General features: G+C 64.7%; 16 protein-coding genes. 9 read left to right on the top strand and 7 right to left on the bottom strand.

Going from position 1 to position 22,240, the window contains the following annotated elements; all coding sequences use genetic code 11:
• Positions 1-53: 53 nt before the first annotated feature.
• Positions 54-2,381 (bottom strand): DNA translocase FtsK, encoded by a 2,328-nt coding sequence (locus tag D1Y85_RS01270; protein ID WP_124149210.1) that lies wholly within the window; start codon positions 2,379-2,381, stop codon positions 54-56.
• A 463-nt stretch (positions 2,382-2,844) separates the two neighbouring features.
• Here D1Y85_RS01270 and trxB point away from each other — a divergent pair, with 463 nt between their 5' ends.
• The 3 genes from trxB to D1Y85_RS01285 all read left to right on the top strand — a co-directional run bounded on the left by trxB (position 2,845) and on the right by D1Y85_RS01285 (position 5,601).
• Positions 2,845-3,840 (top strand): thioredoxin-disulfide reductase, encoded by a 996-nt coding sequence (trxB, locus tag D1Y85_RS01275; protein ID WP_124149211.1) that lies wholly within the window; start codon positions 2,845-2,847, stop codon positions 3,838-3,840.
• Between the two features lie 295 nt (positions 3,841-4,135).
• Positions 4,136-4,912 (top strand): Smr/MutS family protein, encoded by a 777-nt coding sequence (locus D1Y85_RS01280; protein WP_124149212.1) that lies wholly within the window; start codon positions 4,136-4,138, stop codon positions 4,910-4,912.
• A gap of 86 nt (positions 4,913-4,998) precedes the next feature.
• On the top strand, positions 4,999-5,601 hold the full coding sequence (locus D1Y85_RS01285) for a transglutaminase-like domain-containing protein (RefSeq protein ID WP_221410255.1): 603 nt from the start codon (positions 4,999-5,001) through the stop codon (positions 5,599-5,601).
• A 160-nt stretch (positions 5,602-5,761) separates the two neighbouring features.
• Here the strand turns inward: D1Y85_RS01285 and D1Y85_RS01290 are convergent, their stop codons facing one another.
• The 4 genes from D1Y85_RS01290 to D1Y85_RS01305 all read right to left on the bottom strand — a co-directional run bounded on the left by D1Y85_RS01290 (position 5,762) and on the right by D1Y85_RS01305 (position 10,078).
• Positions 5,762-6,880, bottom strand: a complete 1,119-nt coding sequence (locus D1Y85_RS01290) for an ABC transporter ATP-binding protein (protein ID WP_124149213.1) — start codon at positions 6,878-6,880, stop codon at positions 5,762-5,764.
• A gap of 41 nt (positions 6,881-6,921) precedes the next feature.
• On the bottom strand, positions 6,922-7,779 hold the full coding sequence (locus tag D1Y85_RS01295) for a carbohydrate ABC transporter permease (protein ID WP_185218871.1): 858 nt from the start codon (positions 7,777-7,779) through the stop codon (positions 6,922-6,924).
• Positions 7,769-8,710: a carbohydrate ABC transporter permease gene (locus tag D1Y85_RS01300; RefSeq protein WP_124149214.1), complete on the bottom strand. Its 942-nt coding sequence runs from the start codon at positions 8,708-8,710 to the stop codon at positions 7,769-7,771. Before D1Y85_RS01300 ends, D1Y85_RS01295 begins: the two co-directional genes overlap by 11 nt.
• Positions 8,711-8,830: 120 nt before the next feature.
• The gene (locus D1Y85_RS01305) at positions 8,831-10,078 is read right to left on the bottom strand and encodes an ABC transporter substrate-binding protein (RefSeq protein ID WP_124149525.1); all 1,248 of its coding nucleotides are present in this window, start codon (positions 10,076-10,078) and stop codon (positions 8,831-8,833) included.
• A 563-nt stretch (positions 10,079-10,641) separates the two neighbouring features.
• Between D1Y85_RS01305 and zwf the strand changes: the two genes are divergently transcribed.
• The 3 genes from zwf to D1Y85_RS01320 all read left to right on the top strand — a co-directional run bounded on the left by zwf (position 10,642) and on the right by D1Y85_RS01320 (position 14,805).
• The gene (gene zwf, locus D1Y85_RS01310; RefSeq protein WP_124149215.1) at positions 10,642-12,108 is read left to right on the top strand and encodes a glucose-6-phosphate dehydrogenase; all 1,467 of its coding nucleotides are present in this window, start codon (positions 10,642-10,644) and stop codon (positions 12,106-12,108) included.
• Between the two features lie 98 nt (positions 12,109-12,206).
• The gene (gene pgl / locus D1Y85_RS01315; protein WP_124149216.1) at positions 12,207-12,908 is read left to right on the top strand and encodes a 6-phosphogluconolactonase; all 702 of its coding nucleotides are present in this window, start codon (positions 12,207-12,209) and stop codon (positions 12,906-12,908) included.
• Positions 12,889-14,805 (top strand): bifunctional transcriptional regulator/glucokinase, encoded by a 1,917-nt coding sequence (locus D1Y85_RS01320; protein WP_124149217.1) that lies wholly within the window; start codon positions 12,889-12,891, stop codon positions 14,803-14,805. The genes pgl and D1Y85_RS01320 overlap by 20 nt, the downstream gene beginning before the upstream one ends.
• A gap of 71 nt (positions 14,806-14,876) precedes the next feature.
• Here the strand turns inward: D1Y85_RS01320 and D1Y85_RS01325 are convergent, their stop codons facing one another.
• Complete coding sequence (locus D1Y85_RS01325; protein ID WP_124149218.1) at positions 14,877-16,112, bottom strand: Bcr/CflA family multidrug efflux MFS transporter; 1,236 nt, start codon at positions 16,110-16,112, stop codon at positions 14,877-14,879.
• A gap of 468 nt (positions 16,113-16,580) precedes the next feature.
• Between D1Y85_RS01325 and hemL the strand changes: the two genes are divergently transcribed.
• The 3 genes from hemL (at position 16,581) to D1Y85_RS01340 (ending at position 19,758) form a co-directional block, all read left to right on the top strand.
• Complete coding sequence (gene hemL, locus D1Y85_RS01330) at positions 16,581-17,870, top strand: glutamate-1-semialdehyde 2,1-aminomutase (protein WP_124149219.1); 1,290 nt, start codon at positions 16,581-16,583, stop codon at positions 17,868-17,870.
• A gap of 89 nt (positions 17,871-17,959) precedes the next feature.
• Positions 17,960-19,087, top strand: coding sequence for a bifunctional diaminohydroxyphosphoribosylaminopyrimidine deaminase/5-amino-6-(5-phosphoribosylamino)uracil reductase RibD (ribD, locus tag D1Y85_RS01335; RefSeq protein WP_124149220.1), 1,128 nt, complete (start codon positions 17,960-17,962; stop codon positions 19,085-19,087).
• A gap of 35 nt (positions 19,088-19,122) precedes the next feature.
• A complete protein-coding gene (locus D1Y85_RS01340; protein ID WP_124149221.1) occupies positions 19,123-19,758 on the top strand; it encodes a riboflavin synthase in 636 nt (211 codons plus the stop codon).
• Between the two features lie 113 nt (positions 19,759-19,871).
• Here D1Y85_RS01340 and D1Y85_RS01345 read toward each other — a convergent pair whose 3' ends face one another.
• Entirely contained in the window at positions 19,872-22,109 is a 2,238-nt protein-coding gene (locus tag D1Y85_RS01345; protein WP_124149222.1) for a TonB-dependent receptor, read from the bottom strand.
• Positions 22,110-22,240 lie beyond the last annotated feature (131 nt).

The following is a 22,240-nucleotide window of genomic DNA, read 5'->3' on the forward strand; positions in this document are numbered from 1 at the left end:
ACTGCTTCAAAACGTTCTCCATAGGGAAAGAGAGGCGCGCGGCCGCGTCGGCATCAAGCGTCGGCGTCGCGCGTGGGCACGAGGATCTCGCGGTTGCCGCTCGACGACATCGCGGAAACGAGCCCCGATTGCTCCATCTGTTCAAGCAGCCGCGCTGCCCGGTTGTAGCCGATGCGCAGATGCCGCTGCACGAGCGAAATCGAAGCGCGCCGGTTCTTGACGACCACTTCGACGGCCTGGTCGTACAGCGGATCGGACTCGTCGCCGGTGCCGCTGGTTCCCGCGCCCGCCGATCCTTCGTCGCCGTCGCCTGCCACGCCGCCTTCGAGCAGGCCCTCGATATAGTTCGGCTCGCCCTGCTCCTTGAGCTTTTCGACCACACGATGCACTTCGTCGTCGCCAACGAACGCGCCGTGCACACGCACCGGCAGGCCGGAGCCCGGTGGCAGGTAGAGCATGTCGCCCATGCCGAGCAGCGACTCGGCGCCCATCTGGTCGAGAATGGTGCGCGAGTCGATCTTCGAGGAGACCTGGAACGCCATGCGCGTCGGCACGTTGGCCTTGATGAGGCCGGTGATCACGTCGACGGATGGACGCTGGGTCGCGAGAATCAGGTGGATGCCCGCGGCGCGCGCCTTCTGCGCGATGCGAGCGATCAACTCCTCGACCTTCTTGCCGACCACCATCATGAGGTCGGCGAGTTCGTCGATCACGACGACGATGTGCGGCAGCTTCGCGAGCGGCTCCGGATCGTCCGGCGTGAGGCTGAACGGATTCGGAATCTTCTCCTCGCGCTTCGTTGCCTCGTCGATCTTGTTGTTGTAGCCCGCGAGATTGCGCACGCCGACCTTGCTCATGAGCTTGTAGCGGCGCTCCATTTCGGCGACGGTCCAGTTCAGCGCGTTGCCGGCCTGGCGCATGTCCGTCACGACCGGACACAGCAGATGCGGGATGCCCTCGTAGACGCTCATTTCGAGCATCTTCGGATCGATCAGGATCATGCGCACCTGCTCGGCAGTCGACTTGTAGAGCAGCGACAGGATCATCGCGTTGATCCCGACCGATTTGCCCGAACCGGTCGTGCCGGCCACGAGCAGGTGCGGCATCTTCGCGAGGTCGGCGCACACGGGCTTGCCGCCGATGTCCTTGCCGAGACCCATGGTGAGCGCGGACGGCGCGTCGGCATAAACCGCCGAGCCGAGAATCTCGGACAGGCGCACAGTCTGGCGGCGCTGGTTCGGCAGTTCGAGCGCCATGTAGTTCTTGCCGGGAATCGTCTCCACGACGCGGATCGACACGAGTGACAGCGCGCGCGCGAGGTCCTTCGCAAGACCCACGATCTGACTGCCCTTCACGCCGGTCGCCGGCTCGATTTCGTAGCGCGTGACAACCGGGCCTGGATACGCGGCCACCACGGCGACCTCGACGCCGAAATCCTTGAGCTTCTTCTCGATGAGACGCGACGTGAATTCGAGCGCGTCGTCGGAGACCGTTTCCTGCGTGGCGGGCGCGGCATCGAGCAGCGAGATGGGCGGCAGCGTGGAATCACCCGGCAGGTCGGTGAAGAGCGGCACCTGGCGCTCTTTCTCGACGCGCTCCGAACGCTGCGGCGTGACCACCGGCGGCACGATCATGACCGGCTCGTGTTCCTCGATCTTCACGCGGCTGCTCTCGACCTTGCCTTCGCGCTTGACGGCCGCGGCCTCGCCGAGCTTGCGGTCGCTGCGTGCCTCGCGGCGCATCCTCGCGAACGTGACCGCGTTGATGAGCGCCTCGCCGACCTTCTCGGAAACGGACAGCCACGAGAAACGGAAATACAGCGACAGCCCGATGCCGAGCGCCAGCAGAAGCGCGAGCGTGCCGCCAGTGAAGCCGAACGCGTGCGAGACGCCGCGCGCTACGGCATCGCCGACCACGCCGCCGGGCGTGTGTTCGCGCGGCAATTGCACCCTGAGCGACCACATGCGCAATGCCGCAATGCCGTCGCTCGCGAGCAGCACGAGAACGAACGCGAGGCTTTCGGTGATCCAGCCATGGTCGCGCGGTTTGTCGTCATCGTCGGCGAGCGCTTCGTTGAGCGTGATGCGCCGATAGTTCGCCGAAATACGCCGGGCGAGCGGCACGACCCACCAGTAGGCGGAGAGGCCGAACAGCAGCAGCAGAATGTCAGAGGTCCACGCGCCGACGCGGCCCGCCCAGTTCGAGATGTGATCGACATGGGCGGCGTGGGTCCAGCTGGGGTCGTGACGGCTGTAACTGATGAGCGCCATCAGCAGGAAGACGCCGAGCGCGACCTGCAAGAGCCAGCGGATTTCAGTGAACAGGCGCGACATGCGGTGGGGCAATGCCTGCGCCTGCGCGGAATAGGTAGCTTTGGCCATTGAATCCTGGTGCTGATCCTTGATGCGTTCGCGGCCGGCGCGCGCTGCAGGCTGATGCAGCGGACCCGCGCAGCCGCCTTTCGTCCAATCCGGCCTATTGTAAACGCGTTGTTTCGGCCCCGGCTGTAAATGACGGTTACCGGCAACAGTGGCGCTAGTGCGCCCAGGGCCGATCCTGCGCGCGTGGCGCATTGTCGCGCACGGGTGCGCGCGCCGCGCCGTGCCCCGCGTCCCGGCATGTCCGCGGCCGCCTCGCCGCCCGTCCCCGTACAGGCTATCGGCACGATCAGGAAGCTTCATGAGGCGCCGGCAAGCCCCGCCCTTTATAATTGCCGGCTGATGCCCATATCCATGTGTGTGCCTTGTCGCACCGCCGGGCGGCCTCGCTTTACGGCGCGCTTTTCAGCGCGCCTCTCAGCGTATTCATAGCGTCATTCGCAGCGCCTTTTTACGGATTTCGACCATGTCTGTAACCAAACACGCCAAAGTCCTGATTCTCGGTTCCGGCCCCGCCGGCTACACCGCCGCCGTCTATGCGGCCCGCGCGAACCTCTCGCCGCTCCTCATCACCGGCCTCGCGCAGGGCGGCCAGCTCATGACGACGACCGACGTCGAAAACTGGCCCGCCGATGCGAACGGCGTGCAGGGTCCGGAACTGATGCAGCGTTTCCTCGAGCATGCCGAGCGTTTCAACACGGAAATCGTGTTCGATCACATCCACACGGCGAAGCTCGATGAAAAGCCGATCCGCCTGATCGGCGATTCGGGCGAGTACACCTGCGATTCGCTGATCATCGCGACCGGCGCGTCGGCACAGTACCTCGGCCTGCCGAGCGAAGAGCTGTATATGGGCCGCGGCGTTTCGGCCTGCGCGACCTGCGACGGCTTCTTCTACCGCAACCAGCACGTCGCGGTGGTGGGCGGCGGCAATACGGCCGTCGAAGAAGCGCTGTACCTCGCGGGGATCGCGAAGAAGGTGACGGTCATCCACCGCCGCGACAAGTTCCGCGCCGAGCCGATCCTGATCGACCGCCTGCTGGAGAAGGAAAAGGAAGGCGTCGTCGAGATCAGGTGGAATCACGTGCTCGACGAAGTCAAGGGCGACGACGGCGGCGTGAACGGCCTGCGCATCAAGAACGCGCAGACCGGCGAGACGACCGACCTCGACCTGCAGGGCCTCTTCGTCGCGATCGGCCACAAGCCGAACACCGACATCTTCGAAGGTCAGCTCGAGATGAAAAACGGCTACATCATCACGAACGGCGGGATGAACGGCAACGCGACTGCCACGAGCGTGGCGGGCGTTTTCGCGGCGGGCGACGTGCAGGACCACGTGTATCGTCAGGCGATCACGAGCGCCGGCACGGGCTGCATGGCCGCGCTCGACGCGCAGCGCTATCTCGAGAGCATCCACGAGATCACCCAGCCGCACGTCATGAGCGCAGAAGCCGAGCGCTGAAAGCTTCCGGCGCTTGCCGGCCGCAGACGGCTAAAATAGCGGTCTGAAGCCTGTCGGCGCACCGGAATGAGGGCCGCGGCCAGCCAGCCGGCGGCCCTTTTCTTTTGTGCCGCGATTTTGCGCCCGGAATTTGTCGCTGCGAATTTTTGCTGCGACCGCGACACGGCTGTCGTCGCGATTTCGGTCGCCATGTCGCTATAAGTGCCTCTTCCATCGCTACACTCGCCGCACTGCGGGCGCACCTCGCGCGCCAGGCGGCGGTCGAAACCAGACGATCACGACAACGCCTTCCGCCATGCCGAAGAACAAGCCTCATCCCGGCGAGCCCAAGCGTCCCGCTGCGCAACGCCCCGCCGCGCCCGAACCCACCGCCACGACACCTGCCGTCACGATTGAGAAGGGCAATCTCGCCGCGGGCCTTGGAGGGCTCGGCAGCCTGCGCGACGCGCTGAAGGCGCAGACCCGCCAGCGCGAGCGCGAACGCGCGGCGGCGCTTGCGGCCCGCGTGGAAGCCGACGCAGACAGCGAACTTTTCCGCCGCGAGATCGGCACCATCGCGCCGCTGAACGCGCCCCCGCGCGCGCCGGCGCGCCGCGCGGCGCCCGTGCCGCTGCCCACCCAGACGCAGCTCGACGAGCAAGCCGTGCTGCACGAAGCTATCTCCGACGACTTCGATCCCGAAACGCTCCTCGACACCGACGACTCGCTCTACTACCACCGCCCCGGCATCAGCGCCGAGGTCGTGAAGAAGCTGCGACGCGGCACGTGGATCGTGCAGGCGCAACTCGACCTGCACGGCATGCGCCGCGAAGAAGCGCGCGAGGCGCTGCAGACGTTCATCCGCGAAGCAGGCAAGCGTGGACTGCGGTGCGTGCGCGTGATTCACGGCAAGGGACTGGGCTCGGTCGGCAAGGAGCCGGTGCTCAAGGGCAAGGTGCGCGCGTGGCTCGTGCAGAAGGAAGAGGTGATCGCGTTCTGCCAGGCGCGGGCGCACGATGGCGGTGCGGGTGCGGTGCTCGTGTTGCTGCAGCCGCAAGCGGTTGGGCCTGCCGGAGCCCATACGTCGCGTTGACCGGCGCGCCTCTTGTCGTAAGTGGACGTATCGCGAAGACTCATGACGTCATGCCGTCTGATAGACGCAACGAACACTCATGAACGTTGAATATTATCGAGGTCAAGCAGGTGCAGCGTTATCTTTCCTCAAGCACGTATATCGACTGGCATACCGTCGAAATCCGATCGCTCGCTCACAAGCTAGCGAATCGCGCAGGGTCAGAAAGCGAACTGGTGCATCTGTCCTTCGAGTTCGTTCGGGACGAAATACGGCATAGCTCCGACTACAAGCTCAATCCGGTTACTTGTAAGGCATCAGACGTTTTGCGACACAAAACGGGCTACTGCTACGCCAAGAGTCATCTGCTCGCAGCCTTGCTCCGAGCCAACGGCGTGCCGACCGGGTTGTGTTATCAGCGGTTGTCTGTGGGTAACGGGGGCGCCCCGTATTGCCTTCATGGTTTGAACGCCGTGTACCTGAAAGATTTTGGCTGGTACCGCGTTGATGCCCGAGGGAACAAGGCGGGCGTGGATGCACAGTTTCATCCTCCTCGAGAGGCGCTTGCTTTCCCTATTAGAGATCCAAAGGAACGGGATCTCCCCGAAATCTGGGATGCACCGCTACCTGTCGTCGTAGAGACGCTTGAGCGCCATGCGACCTACGACCAGGTTCTAGCGAATCTCCCTGATATCGAACTCATCGGGTGACTGCCGTGACAGCCATTTGAATGTCCGGTACAGAGATTTGCAGTGGTCCGCTTGAGGTCGAACAGAGCCCTTCCCCGGAAATCCAGGAAGAACCGAAAAAAAAGCCTCACGCGCAACCCGCACGTGAGGCTTTTGCATTACATCGCGAACCCTGAGCGCGTCAGGCGATCCGCTCTTCCGTCTTCGGATCGAAGAGCACCGCCTTCGAAACATCGAACAGCAGCTCCATCTCCTTCTCCGGCTGCGGATTCGCGCCCGGGTGCACGCGGCTCACGATACGTTTGCCGTTGACCTGCGCGAACACCAGCGTATCCGGCCCGGTCGGCTCGATCACGTCCACCTTCACGGTATGGCGCTGCAGTTCGTGGCCGTGGCCGTCGTGCGAGCTGCGCGCGTCGGTGATGCGCTCCGGCCGCAAGCCGAGCACCACATTCTGGCCGACATGCCCGCGCACCTTGTTCGCATCGAATGGCAGGTTCAGCACGCTGCGCGCCACACCCGTGTCGAGTTCGAGACCCACACCCGCGCCCTGCTCCACGAGTTTGCCGTCGATGAAGTTCATCGGCGGCGCGCCGATGAAGCCCGCCACGAACAGGTTCGACGGCGAATCGTAGATCTCCTGCGGCGCGCCAAACTGCTGAACGATCCCGTCCTTCATCACCGCGATGCGGTCGCCGAGCGTCATCGCCTCGATCTGGTCGTGCGTCACATAGACGATCGTCGTGCCAAGACGCTGATGCAGCAGCTTGATTTCCGAGCGCATCTCGATACGCAGTTTCGCGTCGAGGTTCGAGAGCGGCTCGTCGAACAGGAACATGACAGGGTCGCGTGCAAGCGCGCGACCCATCGCGACGCGCTGGCGCTGGCCGCCCGAGAGCTGACCCGGCCTGCGGTCGAGCAGGTGCTGGATCTGCAGCATGTTCGAGACGCGATCGACGATCTGCGATTGCTCGCCTTTGGGCACCTTGCGGATGTTCAGGCCGAACGAGATGTTCTCGCGCACCGTCATCGACGGATACAGCGCGTAGGACTGGAATACCATCGCGATATCGCGGTCCTTCGGCGAGAGGTTGTTCACCACCTTGCCGTCGATGGCGATCTCGCCTTTGGTGACGGTTTCGAGACCCGCGATCATGTTGAGCAGCGTCGACTTCCCGCACCCCGAACCGCCGACGAGAATCAGAAACTGTCCGTCCTCGATGTCGATGTTCACGCCCTTCAGGACGGGCACCCCGTTCGGGTAGGTCTTGTAGACGTCGCGAATGGAAAGGCTTGCCATGCTGTGAATCCTCTTCTCAAACTTGGGGATAAGCCCCCGTATCAGCCCTTCACCGCGCCCGCCGTGAGGCCGCGCACGAAGTAGCGGCCGGCGATCACATAGATGAGCAGCGTGGGCAGCGCGGCGATGATCGCGCCGGCCATGTCGACGTTGTATTCCTTCACGCCCGTGGACGTGTTCACGAGATTGTTCAGGGCCACCGTGATCGGCATCGAATCGACGCCCGAGAACACGATACCGAACAGGAAGTCATTCCAGATCTGCGTGAATTGCCAGATCAGGCACACCATGAAAATAGGCAGCGAGATCGGCAGCAGGATGCGCGTGAAGATCATGAAGAACCCGGCGCCGTCGATGCGCGCGGCCTTCACGAGTTCGGCGGGCACGCTCACGTAGAAGTTGCGGAAGAACATCGTGGTGAACGCGATGCCGTACACGACGTGCACGAGCACAAGACCGCCGATCGTGTTCGAGAGGCCGAAGAAGCCTTGCAGACGCGCCATCGGCAGCAGGATCGCCTGGAACGGAATGAAGCAGCCCACGAGCAGCATCGTGAAGAGCGCATCCGCGCCGCGAAAGCGCCAGTGCGTGAGCACATAACCGTTGAACGCGCCGATGATCGACGAGATCAGCACGGCAGGAATCACCATCTTCACCGAGTTCATGAAGAACGGCTGCATACCGTCGCAGCGCACGCCCGTGCAGGCCTCGCTCCATGCCTTGACCCACGGTGCGAAGCTCGGATGCGTGGGCAGCGTCAGCATGTTGCCCTGGCGAAGCTGGTCGATATCCTTGAACGATGTCGACAGCATCACGTAGAGCGGAAACAGGAAGTACAACGCGAACAGGATCAGCGCCGCATAGACGACCACACGGCTCAGCTTCATCTTAGGCTGCATTGCGCGTGCTCCTCGATTCCAGATACATCAGCGGCACGAGCACGGCCACGACAGTCGCGAGCATCATCATCGACGAGGCTGCGCCAACGCCGAGTTGCCCGCGGTTGAACGAAAACGTGTACATGAAGATCGCAGGCAGCGACGACGCCGTGCCCGGTCCGCCCGCGGTCAACGCGACGACGAGGTCGAACGTCTTGATCGTGATGTGGCACAGGATCAGCAGCACCGAGAAGAAGACCGGACGCATGCTCGGGATCACGATCTTGCGATAGATCGTCGGGAGCGTCGCGCCGTCCACCTGGGCGGCCTTGAAGATTTCGCTGTCCACGCCGCGCAGGCCGGCGAGGAAGAGCGCCATGCAAAAGCCGGTGGACTGCCAGACGGCAGCGATCACGATGCAGAAGATGGCCCGGTCCGGATTGTCGAGCCAGTCGAACACGAAGCTCGTCCAGCCCCAGTCGTGCAGCACGCGCTGGAGGCCGAGATCGGGATTCATGATCCACTGCCAGGCCGTGCCGGTGACGATGTACGAGAGCGCCATCGGATAAAGGAACACCGCGCGCAGTGCGCCTTCCTGGCGAATCTGCTGGTCGAGCAGGATCGCGAGAAACAGGCCGAGCGCAACGCAGATGCCGATGAACGGAACGCCGAACCAGCCGAGATTCTGCGCCGACGTCCACCAGACGTCGTTCTCGAACAGTTCGCGATAGCGATCGAGGCCGGCGAACTCGTAGCGCGGCATCAGTTTCGAGGTGGACAGCGACAGCCAGCCGGTCAGGAGGATGAAGCCGTAGACGAATACGAGGCTGATCAGGATGCTGGGCGAAAGCACCAGCTTCGGGATCCAGCGGTCTGCGAACGCCGCCGTCTGCGACGCGCGGCGGGCAGCAGCCGTCGCCGCCTTGCCGTTACCGCTAAGAGAAGCAGTCACTGCATAACTCCTGGTGCAGTGCGAAAGAGGGTTTCGCACGATGATGGGGTTCAGGTCGAACCGTCATGTCCAGGGGGCCGCGCGCGGCGCTTCGCACGCCGCGCGCGGAACTCACCCTGCTTACTTCGTCTTCGCTGCCTTCGCGAGCGCTTCAACTGCGCTCTTCGAGTCCTGCGTCGAGTTCATGAACTTCGTCACGACGTCGGTGATCGCACCGGCGGTCGCGTCCGGCTGAGCCATGCCATGCGCGAGCGACGGCACATAGCCACCGGCCTTGATCGCGATCTGCTCGTCAGCGTACGACCGCTTCGCACACGCGTCGAACTTGCCCATGTCCACACCCAGACGGACCGGGATAGAACCCTTGTACAGGCTGAACTGCTCCTGGAACGCCGGGCTCATGATGGTCTTCGCAAGCGCGATTTGACCCGGCGTCGCCGCCTTCTGGTCCTTCTGCTGGAAGAACACGAACGAGTCCACGTTAAAAGTGTAGGCCTTCTCCGTGTGCGGTACCGGTGCGCAGACGTAGTCCTTATCCGGCACCTTGCCGGCGTTCGCGAACTCGCCCTTCGCCCAGTCGCCCATGAACTGCATGCCGGCCTTGCCGTTGATGACCATCGCCGTCGCGAGGTTCCAGTCGCGGCCGGTGCGGGCGTTATCCATGTAGCCTTCGATCTTGCGGACCGTGTCGAACACGCCCACCATCTGCTGCGACGTCAGCGTCTTCTGGTCGAGGTCGACGAGCGCCTTCTTGTAGAAGTCCGCGCCCTGCGAGAGGACCACGTCTTCCCACAGCGTCAGGTCCTGCCACGGCTGGCCGCCCGCGGCAACCGGCTGGATACCGGCGGCCTTCAGCTTGTCGGCGAGCGCGAAGAATTCCGGCCAGGTGGTCGGCGGCTTGCCGCCCACCTTGTCGAGCGCCGCCTTGTTGATCCACACCCAGTTCACGCGGTGCACCGAGAACGGCGCGCCGACGTAGTGGTTATCCGCGCGCATGATCTTGTCGATCTGCGGCGGCAGGTTGGCCTTCCAGTCGGCGGCAGCCGAATCGATCGGCACGAGCACGCCCTGCGAGGCCCATTCCTGGATCAGCGGACCCTTGATCTGGGCGGCGGTCGGCGCGTTGCCCGAAATCACCTGCGTCTTCAGTGCGGTCATGGCCGCCGCGCCCGCGCCACCGGCGACCGCGAAGTCCTTCCACGTGAAGCCCTGCTTCGTCATGTCGTCCTTCAGCACGCCGATGGCTTTCGACTCGCCGCCCGACGTCCACCAGTGCAACACTTCGAGGGATTCGGCTGCCTGCGCCGTCGCGATACCGCCCATCAGACTTGCGGCGCACAGGGCACCTGCGATCGCCCGGAATTTCATCGTCATAACTTTTCTCCTCCAGACACCTGAACAGAAACGAATGGCCCCTGATGTCGCCAGGGTTTGGTTGTGGTTCAAACAGGCAAAACACGGGACGGCCGGGTGCCGGAGTGCCGCGCGCGTGTTTTCATCAAACGCGCGCGAACTGCGTGCCGGCGTGCAGCCGCCGGACGCTCAAGAGATGAGTGATTCGGGATGCAACTGATTGTCTCCTCTTCTGTTTTTCACCGGCTCGGCGGGCAACATGCAGATTGCGCGGCGCCAGGGCCTGGTCGAGGCGCCGCTACGTTACACGGCCCCACGTCCCTCAGGGCAGCCCACCCGGCCGCCCGGCTCGCCAAACGACAACTCTCTCGTCCAATGGCATGAGGGATGTTCGGTCCACCCGGGAAAGCGCGTGAAGATGCCGTTATACCGCTGTTGGCCACGCTTTTTTTATCGAATGAACGTTACCTCTTGATTTGGATTGTAGTTAAACTACAATTCAGTGTCAAAAAAAATTTTATCGGACTACGGCCGCCCGAGCTCTCCTGCAGCGGCCCCTCAGCACTGCGTTGGAGACTATGCAATTCCCGACTGATTCCGGCTTTACCTTCGTTCTCTTTGGCGGCACCGGCGACCTGTCGATGCGCAAGATCCTCCCGGCCCTGTACGAGGCACACCGTTCGGGCATGCTCGCCGAGTCGGGCAAGATCGTGGGCGTCGCGCGCCAGGAGGAAAACCGCGCGCAGTACATCGATTGGGTCGACACGCACGTGAAGCCCTACGCCGCAAAAAACGGCCTCGACGAAGCCGCGTGGACCAGCTTTCTCGCACGCATCGACTACGTGAAGCTTGACCTCTCGCGCGCCGAAGACTTCGCGACGCTGCGCGAGGCCATCGCGCCGCTACCGGGCATCCGCGTGTTCTATCTCGCGACGGGCCCGTCGCTCTTCGTGCCGATCTGCCAGGCGCTCGCGTCGGTCGGGTTGAACAGCGGCGCGCGCATCGTGCTGGAAAAGCCGCTCGGTTACGACCTGAAGTCATCGAATGCGATCAACGATGCCGTCGGCGAGATCTTCGCTGAAGAGCAGATCTACCGGATCGATCACTACCTCGGCAAGGAGCCGGTGCAGAACCTGCTCGCGCTGCGTTTCGGCAACGCGCTCTTCGAACCGCTGTGGCGCCGCGAATGGGTGGAGAGCATCCAGATCACCATTGCTGAAGAACTGGGCGTCGAGGCGCGCGGCAACTTCTACGACAACACCGGCGCGCTGCGCGACATGGTGCAGAATCACCTGCTGCAGCTCCTGTCGATCGTGGCGATGGAGCCGCCGCACTCGATGGATTCCGACTCGGTGCGCGACGAGAAGCTGCGCGTGCTGCGCGCGCTCAAACCTCTCGACGCCGACGACATCAACAAGGTCGCCGTGCGCGGCCAGTATCATGCTGGCGTGAGCCGCGGCCAGGCCGTGCCGGCCTACGCGACCGAGCCGGGCGTGAAGCCCGACAGCCGCACCGAAACGTTCGTCGCGCTCAAGGTGGAAATCGAGAACTGGCGCTGGGCCGGCGTGCCGTTCTTCCTTCGCACCGGCAAGCGACTCGCGGACCGCGTCGCCGAAATCGTCGTGAACTTCCGCCCGGTACCGCACTCGGCGCTCGGCCCGAGCGCGCTGCGTGCCGGCAAGAACCGCCTCGTGATCCGCCTGCAGCCGAACGAAACCATTCGCCTGTATTGCCTCGCGAAACAGCCCGGCGAGGGAATGAACCTCGCGAGCGTGTACCTCGACCTCGCGTTCGACCGTTTCTTCCGCGAAGGTCAGATGGAGGCGTACCAGCGCTTGCTGCTCGACGTGATCCATGGGAGGCTCGCGCTTTTCGTGCGCCGCGACGAACAGGAAGCGGCCTGGAAGTGGGTCGAGCCGATCCTGAACGAATGGGCAACGACTCCCCGTCAGCCGAAGCCTTATGCGGCAGGCTCGTGGGGACCGGCCGCGTCGAGCGCCATGCTCGCGCAGCACGGGACGTGCTGGCTCGAAGAAGAAAACTGACACATGATGGCCATGCCGGCGGTCACACGAAGCGCGGCCGCCGGAACCTGAAAGACGAAACGCAGTAGAGACGTACAAGAAAGCAGCATGGAGGAGAAGTGATCGAGCTTCATGTATTCGACGACCCGCGCGTACAATGCGACGCGCTGGCGCGAGCCGTGGGCGATGCACTACGTGCGTCGCTCATCGCTCAGCAGGCGGCGCCCGGCGCCGGCGCGCATCGTGCGACGCTTGCGGTTTCAGGTGGCACAAGCCCGCGCCCCTTCCTGGAAGCCCTGTCGACGCACCGCTTCGACTGGTCCCGAATCGACGTCACGCTGGTGGACGATCGCTGGGTGCCGGAAACCGATCCGGCCAGCAACGCGCGCCTGGTGCGCGAAACACTGCTGAAAAACGAGGCCGCGAACGTGCGTTTCCTGCCGCTCGTGGACGTAACGACCACGCTCGACGCGCACGTCGCCGCGCTCAACGCCGATCCGCAGCGCCGGTTGCCGAGCGTCGCCGTGCTCGGCATGGGCGAGGACGGCCACACGGCGTCGATCTTCGCGGACGCGCCCGAGTGGCACGAGGCCATCACGACGGCGCGCCCGTTCGTCGCCGTGCATCCGCAGGCAGCGCCGCATGCGCGCGTGTCGTGGTCGATGCAGGCGCTGCGCCAGGTCGACCGCCTCTTCCTGCTGATCGCGGGAGAGCGCAAGCTCGAAGTCCTGCAACAGGCCGCCGCGGCGGAACAGAACAACGCCATCTCGAAGCTGGCGAACGATAAGGGAGTAAGACTCGATGTCTACTGGTGTGCCTAACAAAGCTGCCCCGTCCGCGGGCCAGCACGCCGACGGACCGAGGCTGCTCGCCGATATCGGCGGAACCAACGCGCGCTTCGCGCTCGAAACCGGCCCGGGCGAGATCGGCCAGGTCCGCGTGTATCCGTGCGCCGAGTATCCCGGCGTGGCGGAAGTGATCCAGCAATACCTGCACGACACGAAGACAGCACGCGTGAACCACGCGGCGATTGCGATTGCGAATCCGGTCGACGGCGACCAGGTGCGCATGACCAATCACGACTGGACCTTCTCGATCGAGGCGACGCGCCGCGCGCTCGGCTTCGACACGCTGCTCGTCGTGAACGATTTCACCGCGCTCGCCATGGCGCTGCCGGGGCTCACCGACGCCCAGCGCACGCAGGTGGGCGGCGGCACGCGCCGCCAGAACAGCGTGATCGGCCTGCTGGGTCCGGGCACCGGCCTCGGCGTCTCGGGTCTGATTCCCGCCGATGACCGCTGGATCGCGCTCGGCAGCGAAGGCGGTCACGCGAGCTTTTCGCCGCAGGACGAGCGCGAAGACATCGTGCTGCAGTTCGCGCGCAAGAAGTGGCCGCACGTCTCGTTCGAGCGCGTGTGCGCAGGGCCCGGCGTCGAACTGATCTATCGCGCGCTCGCCGCGCGCGACAAGAAGCGCGTGAACCCGAACGTCGACCCCGCCGACATCGTAAAGCGCGCCCACGAAGGCGATGCGCTCGCGCTGGAAACCGTCGAATGCTTCTGCGGCATTCTCGGCAGCTTCGCCGGCAACATCGCCATGACGCTCGGTTCGCTCGGCGGCATCTATATCGGCGGCGGTGTCGTGCCGCGTCTTGGCGAGCTGTTCGCGCGCTCGTCGTTCCGCCAGCGCTTCGAAGCCAAGGGCCGCTTCGACGCGTATCTCGCGAACGTCCCGACCTACGTCATCACCGCCGAATATCCGGCGTTCCTCGGCGTCTCGGCGATTCTCGCGGAGCAGTTGTCGAACCGCGCGGGCGGCAGTTCGTCGGCCGTGTTCGAGCGCATCCGCCAGATGCGCGACGCACTCACGCCCGCCGAGCGCCGCGTAGCCGACCTCGCGCTGAACCATCCACGCTCGATCATCAACGATCCGATCGTCGACATCGCGCGCAAGGCCGACGTGAGCCAGCCCACCGTGATCCGCTTCTGCCGCTCGCTCGGCTGCCAGGGGCTCTCCGACTTCAAGCTCAAGCTCGCCACGGGTCTCACGGGCACGATCCCCGTGAGCCACAGCCAGGTGCATCTCGGCGACACGGCGACCGACTTCGGCGCGAAGGTGCTCGACAACACCGTTTCCGCGATCCTTCAGTTGCGCGAGCACCTGAACTTCGAGCACGTCGAAGAAGCCATCACGCTGCTCAACGGCGCACGCCGCATCGAGTTCTACGGGCTCGGCAACTCGCACATCGTCGCGCAGGACGCGCATTACAAGTTCTTTCGCTTCGGTATCCCGACCATCGCGTACGGCGATCTGTACATGCAGGCAGCGTCGGCGGCACTGCTCGGCAAGGGCGACGTGATCGTGGCCGTGTCGAAATCGGGCCGTGCGCCCGAGTTGCTGCGCGTGCTCGACGTCGCCATGCAGGCCGGCGCGAAGGTGGTCGCGATCACGTCGAGCAACACGCCGCTCGCGAAACGCGCGACCGTCGCGCTCGAAACCGATCACATCGAGATACGCGAGTCGCAGCTCTCGATGATCTCGCGCATCCTGCATCTCCTGATGATCGACATTCTCGCGGTGGGTGTTGCGATCCGCCGTGCGTCGTCGGAAGGCGAACTGCACGACGCCGTGGAGCGAGCGCGCGAGCAAGCCGACGACGACGCGTCCGCCGTGCTCGACTGGCTGAGCCACGGGGCGTCTTCGACAACGCGCGACTGATTGCACTTTGCACGCTCGAAAAAAATGGGACGCCTCGGCGTCCCATTTTCATTGCGGCGGCTTTCGCACGATCACGTCGAGACGGGCTGCTGCACCTGCCCCGGCACCGGATGGTTGTGCCAGCGCACGACGAGGATGCGCCCGACGTAGGTCAGCACGCCGCATGCACCGATCGTGATGCCCATGCCGAACGGCGAAACACCGGGAAACCGGCCGACCACGGCGCTCGCGAACGCGCCGAGGCCGAGCTGCGTTGCGCCGAACACGGCTGCCGCCGCGCCCGCGTTCTTCGGATAGCGATACATCAGATCGGTCGCGCAGTTCGCGCTGAGCACGCCCACCACGCCCACGACAAAGAACAGGCCGAACACGATCGACCATAGCCCGCCCCACCCCGTCAGGCACATCAGCGCGACGAAGATCGACGCGACACTACTCACCGTCGACGCCAGCGACACCATGCGCAGCGCGCCGAATCGTCCGACGAACCGCGTGTTGAGAAAGTTGCCGAGCATGATGCCGAGGATGTTCGTGCCGAAGAAAAGCCCGTAGTGCTGCGGCGAGACGTGGAAGTACTCGATGTAGACGAACGGCGTGGCGGAGATGTACGTAAACATCGCCGCGAACGCCATGCCGCCGCAGAGCATGTGCCCCCACACGAGCGGATCGCGCAGCAGACGCCCGTAGGCCCCGAACGACCGGAACACGGCCGAGCTTTCGCGCTTCTCGCGCGGCCAGGTCTCGGGCACGCCAAGGTATGCCGCGACGGCGCACACGAGCCCGAACAGCGTGAGCGCAACGAACACGACGCGCCAGCCGCCGAGCAGCAGCAACTGTCCGCCGATCAGCGGCGCGAGCAGCGGCCCGATCGCCGTGACGATGGCGACCATCGAGAGGACTTTGGCGGCGTCGGACGGCTCGTGGGCGTCACGGGCGATGGCACGCGAAAGCACCGATGCCGCCCCTGCGCCGAGCGCCTGGAGGAAGCGCACGATGATGAGTTCGTGGATCGAGAACGACAGCCAGCACGCGACGCTCGCCACGGTGAAGAGCGCAATACCGCCGAGCAGGACGGGACGGCGGCCGTAGGCGTCGGATACCGGGCCGTAAAGCAGCATGCCGATCGAGAAGCCGGCCATGAAACTCGTGAGCGTTGCAGCCGCCGCAGCCGTCGGCACCTCGAACGCCCGCGCGATGCTGGGCAGGCTTGGCAGGTACATGTCCGTCGCGAGCGGGCCGCAGGCCGCGAGTGCGCCGAGCAGCAGGATCAACCGGATATCGGGCCGGCGGCGTGACGAATGAGGCATGGGAGCGAGAGGAAACGGGCCGCGTGCGGTGCGTCGCGGCCGCAAGTGTTATAGGCCGCTTCGCGCGTAACGAGAGGCGGCGTCAGAGCACGCAATTGTACCCGACGCTTTGAAGCGCCTTGCGCGGAAACAAGGCCGCCGCCGCCCTGCCCCGTGGCCGGACCGGCTCCGGGTTTTGCCTCGCGTTGCCCGGCGGCTTCAGACCTTCACTGGCTCGCGGCCCGCCTCGCGAGCGCATTTCTGCCGATCTGGCGCCTCAGGACCGGAACCCGCGAGGTGGCGAAACGGTGCGAAGCCCCGCCAGCCATGGCGTTGTGCGGGTGCGGCGCGGGGCGACGTTGCGCCTCCGCCCGTTGCGTTCGACTCCGGTACAATTTCGGGAGAACGTCCCTTCGCCGCGCGAGACCTTCGCGCCATATCGGCCACACTGGCCACAGCGGCCACGCCACTCACGCAGATCTAGCACTCATGTCCAACACCCAGTCCAGGAACGAAGTCCTCTTCGAACGCGCCCAGCGCACCATTCCGGGCGGCGTCAATTCGCCCGTGCGCGCCTTCCGCTCGGTCGGCGGCACCCCGCGCTTTATCGAGCGCGCTGCCGGGCCGTACATCTGGGACGCCGACGGCAAGCGTTACATCGACTACATCGGTTCATGGGGCCCGATGATCGTCGGCCATGTCCACCCGGAGGTGCTCAAGGCCGTCGAACAGGTGCTCGCGAAAGGCTTCTCGTTCGGCGCGCCGACGGAGTCCGAGATCGAGATCGCCGAGGCAATCTGCAAGATCGTGCCGTCGATGGAACAGGTGCGCATGGTGTCGAGCGGCACCGAAGCGACCATGAGCGCGCTGCGTCTCGCGCGCGGCTTCACGAAGCGCGACCGCATCGTGAAGTTCGAGGGCTGCTACCACGGCCACGCCGACAGCCTGCTCGTGAAGGCCGGCTCGGGTCTGCTCACGTTCGGCAACCCGACTTCGGCTGGCGTGCCGGTCGATATCGCGAAGCACACCACCGTGCTCGAGTACAACAACGTCGCGGCGCTCGAAGAGGCGTTCAAGGCGTTCGGCGACGAAATCGCTGCGGTAATCATCGAACCCGTCGCGGGCAACATGAACCTCGTGAAGGGCTCGCCGGAGTTCATCGGGGCGTTGCGCAGCCTGTGCACGAAGCACGGCGCCGTGCTGATCTTCGACGAAGTGATGTGCGGCTTCCGCGTGGGCCTGCGCGGCGCCCAGGCGCTCTATGGCGTCGAGGCCGACATGGTGTGCCTCGGCAAGGTCATCGGCGGCGGCATGCCCGCGGCGGCGTTCGGCGGCCGGCGCGAGATCATGGACCACCTCGCGCCCAACGGCACCGTGTATCAGGCGGGCACGCTCTCGGGCAATCCGGTGGCGGTCGCGGCCGGTCTGAAGACACTCGAACTGATCCAGGCACCCGGTTTCTACGATCGCCTCTCGGCGCAAACGGCGCGTCTCGCTCACGGTCTCACCGAGGCGGCGCGCGAGGCGAAGGTGCCGTTCGTCGCGGATTCGGTGGGCGGCATGTTCGGCCTCTACTTCGCCGACAAGGTCCCCGCGAGCTTCGCGGAAGTCACGAAGAGCGACATCGCACGCTTTAACCGCTTCTTCCATCAGATGCTGGACGCGGGTGTTTACTTCGCGCCGTCGGCTTACGAGGCGGGCTTCGTGTCGAGTACGCACGACGACGCGATCATCGACGAAACCATCGCTGCCGCGCGAAGCGCATTCGCGACGGCATAACGGAAGCGATACACGCCACGCACGCCACGAGAGAGCGCCGGGTGGCTCACCCGGCTCACCCGACCCGCCGCCGCGGAGAAAGCACGACGATGTTCTCGCAAACCGATTTCGTCCACATGGAACGCGCGCTCGCCCTCGCGGCGCGCGGCCTTTACACGACCGATCCGAATCCGCGCGTCGGTTGCGTGCTGGTGAAGGACGGCATCGTGATCGGCGAAGGCTTCACGCAGCCGGCCGGCCAGGACCACGCCGAAATCCAGGCGATGAAGGATGCTCGCGCGCGCGGCCACGAACTACGCGGCGCCACGGCCTACGTGACGCTCGAGCCATGCAGCCACTTCGGCCGCACGCCACCCTGCGCCAATGCGCTGATCGAGGCAAAAGTCGCGCGCGTGATCGCTGCCATGGAAGACCCGAATCCGCTCGTTTCCGGGCGCGGCCTCTCGATGCTGCGAGACGCGGGCATCGACGTGCGTTGCGGGCTGCTTGCCAGCGAAGCGCGCGAGATGAACATCGGCTTCGTTTCACGCATGACGAGGAAGCGCCCGTGGGTGCGCATGAAGATCGCCGCGTCGCTGGATGGCCGCACCGGTCTGCCCTCGGGTGAAAGCCAGTGGATTACGGGCGAGGCCGCGCGCGCCGACGGCCACGCGTGGCGCGCGCGCGCCTCGGCGATTCTCACCGGCATCGGCACCGTGAAGGAAGACGATCCGCGCATGACCGTGCGCGCAGTCGACACGCCGCGCCAGCCGAAACGTGTACTCGTCGACAGCCGGCTCGACGTGACGCCCGAAGCGCAGATTTTCGTGGGCGCGCCGACGCTCGTGTTCTGCGCCTCGCTCGACGAGCGCAACGCCGAGCGCGCAGACCTGCTGCGCGCGCACGGCGCTGAACTGGTGGCGCTAGGCAACGAGCACGGCAAGGTCGATCTGCCCGCGATGCTCACCGAACTGGCCGCACGCGGCGTGAACGAACTCCACGTCGAAGCGGGCAACAAACTCAACGGCTCGCTGCTGCGTGAAGGCTGCGTGGACGAACTCCTGCTCTACGTCGCGCCGTCGCTGCTCGGCACCGACGCGCTCGGCATGATCGACTTCGCAGCCCCGGCGAAGCTCGACGAGCGCAAGCAACTCACCTTCCATTCAGTCGAGCGCATCGGCGACGACCTGCGCATCCTCGCGCGGCTCGTGCGTGCCGAGGACCTGCAGGCGCAGTGAATCTCGCTAACGAATCGAACACAAGGAACAGCACGATGTTTACCGGAATCGTCGCGGCAGTGGGCCGCATTGAATCGATCAGACCGCTCGGCGCGGGTGCCGATGCGGGCGTGCGTCTCTCCGTCAACGCCGGCGGGCTCGGCCTCGACGACGTACAGATCGGCGACAGCATCGCCATCCAGGGCGCGTGCATGACCGTGATCGAAAAATCGGCGACGGGTTTTGACGTCGACGTATCGCGTGAGAGCCTGAATCGCACTGTGGGGCTCGCCGCAACTGGCGAAGTGAACCTCGAAAAAGCGCTGCGGGCGAACGACCGGCTCGGCGGACACATCGTGTCGGGGCATGTGGACGGCCTCGGCACCGTCACACGCTTTGCGCCGGTGGGCGAATCGCATGAACTGCGCATTCTCGCGCCCGCCGAGATTGGCCGTTATTTCGCGTACAAAGGCTCGGCGACGGTGAACGGCGTCAGCCTCACCGTGAACTCGGTCGAAGACCGCGCCGATGGCTGCGAATTCTCGATCAACCTGATTCCGCACACCGTCGAAGTCACTACGCTCAAGCATCTGCAGGCTGGCTCGCTTGTGAATCTGGAGATCGATCTGATTGCGCGGTACGTGGAGCGGATGCTCAGCACGTCTCCGGACGGCCATAGCCCGTCGAAATAATTCTGGTTTTCCGCGTTCGACTGTCTACCATCGTCTCGCTGAAACCCACTACACCTACGAGTTTGTGACGGCATACGGCCGCTTTCCGCGGTTCGTATCCCGTCACCACACCATCAGAATTCCGTCGTCACCGAGAACCACGCGGTACGCGGTGCACCCTGTGTCAGATAGCCACCAAGCGCCGACGACCAGTACGAGCGGTTCGCCAGATTCGTCACGATCATGTTGACGCTCGTGTCGCGATTGAACACACGGGTCTTATAACGCGCCCCAATGTCGAAGCGTGTCCATGAAGGTACCTGCAGTGTGTTCGCCTGATCCAGATACTGCGTGCTGGTCCACAGCGCGCGCGCCATCAGCGTGAGTCCGCTTGCATGCGGCACGTCGTATTCGACGTTCGCGTTGAAGGTCCAGGCGGGCACGCCGATCGGACGATTGCCGTTCTCGGCACCGTAATTGGTGTCTTCCAGTTTCGCGTTGATATACGACACGCCGCCGATCAGACGCACGCCGTTGAGCGGCTCGCCGTACATCGAGAATTCGACGCCACGGTGACGCTGGATGCCGTTCGCGCCGTAAATGCCGGTCACGCTGTCGGTATACGCGACCTGCTGGCGAATCTGATAGAGCGCCAGTGCAGCGCCATAGTGATTCGCGTCGTACTTCACGCCCGCTTCATACTGCGTCGCGCGAAACGGCGCGATGACCGCGCCGACGTTGACCGCGTTGCCCGGTGCGGTGCCGCCCGAAAGGAGGCTCTCGCTGCGGTTCGCATAAACCGACAGGTTAGGCTGAAGCTTGTAGACCGCACCGAACACCGGCGTCGTCGCCGACGCGTTGTACGCCGCATTCTGCACTTCGGTGCCGTAGTCGTAGCCGTTCTGGATCAGGTTCTGCTGCCGCACGCCCACTGTGAACAGGAAGCGGTCGCCGAAGAAACCCATCGTGTCCGACACCGCAAAGCCGCGCATCAGCGTCACGGCTGTCAGGCCGGGGTCCGCGAAATCGCCGCCGCTGAAGAAACCGTCGGGACGGGCAACCGGCTGCGTGTTGTACAGGCTGGTCGGAAACGACGGGCTGAAATCGAACGCGTTGTACGCGGCGACGCGGTTGATCTGCCATCCCGCACTGATCGCGTGGCTAACCGCGCCGGTGACGAATTTCCCGCGTACGCCCGCCTGCGCGGAGAGCGAGTACTCGTCGTGCGCGGAGCCGAGACGGTATGCGCTCGTCGCGCCGTTGATGCCGTAGGTCGCGGTCAGGTAGTCGCCGTTCTCGTGCGTGTGGCGCGTGCCGACGCCCGCATAAACGGTCCAGTCCGGTGCAATGTCGTATTCGCCGCGCAGCATCCCGACGGTGTCTTCGAGCGATGACCACGTCCACGGTTGCGTGTAGTTGTGCGTCGCCGACGGGGCGGACGGCAGTGCGTCGCCGCTCACGAAGACGCCAGGACGGCCTTCCGTGATGCGCTCCTTCTGATACAGGAAGTCGGCATAGAGGCGCAGTTTGTCGCCGCGATAGTCGAGCGAGACTGCGGTCTGCTGTGCGTGACGTGCTTCGTCGTCGATGCTGGAATCGCCGCCCTGGACGGTCTGGTTCACGCGAATCCCGTACTGGTCGTTCTCGCCGAAGCGGCGACCGACGTCTACGTGCGTGGCCAGTTCGCCCGACGCGCTGCCGGCCACCGTGAGCTGCGTGAGCGGCTTGTCGTCGGCGACCTTCGTCTGCACGTTGATGCTGCCGCCCACGCCGGAGCCGCCCGGCGACGCGCCGTTCACGAAGGCATTGGCGCCCTTGAAGATATCGACGCGCTCGATCGCGCCGGTGTCGACCATCTGGCGCGGCGTGAGGCCGTACATGCCGTTGAGCGCGACGTCGTCCGAGTAGACCTCGAAACCGCGAATTATGTAGGTTTCCGAAAAATTCCCGTAGCCGAGTGCCGTGCGTACGGCCGGGTCGTTGGCGACGACGTCGGCAAGCGTGCGGGCCTGCTGGTCCTCGATCAGCTTCGACGTGTAGCTCGTCACCGAGAACGGCACGTCGATCAGCTTCTGCTGGCCGAGCACGCCGATCTGCGCACCGCTCGCCACCTGTCCGCCGGGGTAAGCGGCGGACAGGTCGCCCGGCAGCGTCGCGCCGGTTGCCTGCACGCTCACGGTCGGCAAAACGTTCGACGCCGGCGCCGATGTCGGCGCGCTCGCTGCATCGGCTGCGAGCGCCTGCGATGAGAAACCGGCAGAACAGACGGAGAAGCAGACGGCGATGACGGGAAAGAGCTGGCGTGCAGCGGCGGCGGCGGGCGCGAGGCGAAGCGTGTTTGCAGACGACTGTGTCGTTCTCGTTCGTTTCATGGTCGTAATCGTTGGCTTTGTGACGGGTCGGCTCGATGTGGTTAGCATCGGAGGCCGCCATCGTACATTTAAATGAGAACGATTACCATTTGCATTGGAAAGAAACCTGACAGTTGGCAAGGGAATGACAA

Origin of the sequence: Paraburkholderia dinghuensis, assembly GCF_003837865.1 — a bacterium.
In the GTDB taxonomy this organism is placed as follows: Bacteria; Pseudomonadota; Gammaproteobacteria; order Burkholderiales; family Burkholderiaceae; genus Paraburkholderia; species Paraburkholderia dinghuensis.

Bases quoted from the DNA above. Each gene is read 5' to 3' on its own strand.
- D1Y85_RS01270 (WP_124149210.1), bottom strand. From the start codon at position 2,381: ATGGCCAAAGCTACCTATTCCGCGCAGGCGCAGGCATTGCCCCACCGC.
- trxB (WP_124149211.1), top strand. From the start codon at position 2,845: ATGTCTGTAACCAAACACGCCAAAGTCCTGATTCTCGGTTCCGGCCCC.
- D1Y85_RS01280 (WP_124149212.1), top strand. From the start codon at position 4,136: ATGCCGAAGAACAAGCCTCATCCCGGCGAGCCCAAGCGTCCCGCTGCG.
- D1Y85_RS01290 (WP_124149213.1), bottom strand. From the start codon at position 6,880: ATGGCAAGCCTTTCCATTCGCGACGTCTACAAGACCTACCCGAACGGG.
- D1Y85_RS01295 (WP_185218871.1), bottom strand. From the start codon at position 7,779: ATGCAGCCTAAGATGAAGCTGAGCCGTGTGGTCGTCTATGCGGCGCTG.
- D1Y85_RS01305 (WP_124149525.1), bottom strand. From the start codon at position 10,078: ATGAAATTCCGGGCGATCGCAGGTGCCCTGTGCGCCGCAAGTCTGATG.
- zwf (WP_124149215.1), top strand. From the start codon at position 10,642: ATGCAATTCCCGACTGATTCCGGCTTTACCTTCGTTCTCTTTGGCGGC.
- D1Y85_RS01320 (WP_124149217.1), top strand. From the start codon at position 12,889: ATGTCTACTGGTGTGCCTAACAAAGCTGCCCCGTCCGCGGGCCAGCAC.
- D1Y85_RS01325 (WP_124149218.1), bottom strand. From the start codon at position 16,112: ATGCCTCATTCGTCACGCCGCCGGCCCGATATCCGGTTGATCCTGCTG.
- hemL (WP_124149219.1), top strand. From the start codon at position 16,581: ATGTCCAACACCCAGTCCAGGAACGAAGTCCTCTTCGAACGCGCCCAG.
- ribD (WP_124149220.1), top strand. From the start codon at position 17,960: ATGTTCTCGCAAACCGATTTCGTCCACATGGAACGCGCGCTCGCCCTC.
- D1Y85_RS01340 (WP_124149221.1), top strand. From the start codon at position 19,123: ATGTTTACCGGAATCGTCGCGGCAGTGGGCCGCATTGAATCGATCAGA.
- D1Y85_RS01345 (WP_124149222.1), bottom strand. From the start codon at position 22,109: ATGAAACGAACGAGAACGACACAGTCGTCTGCAAACACGCTTCGCCTC.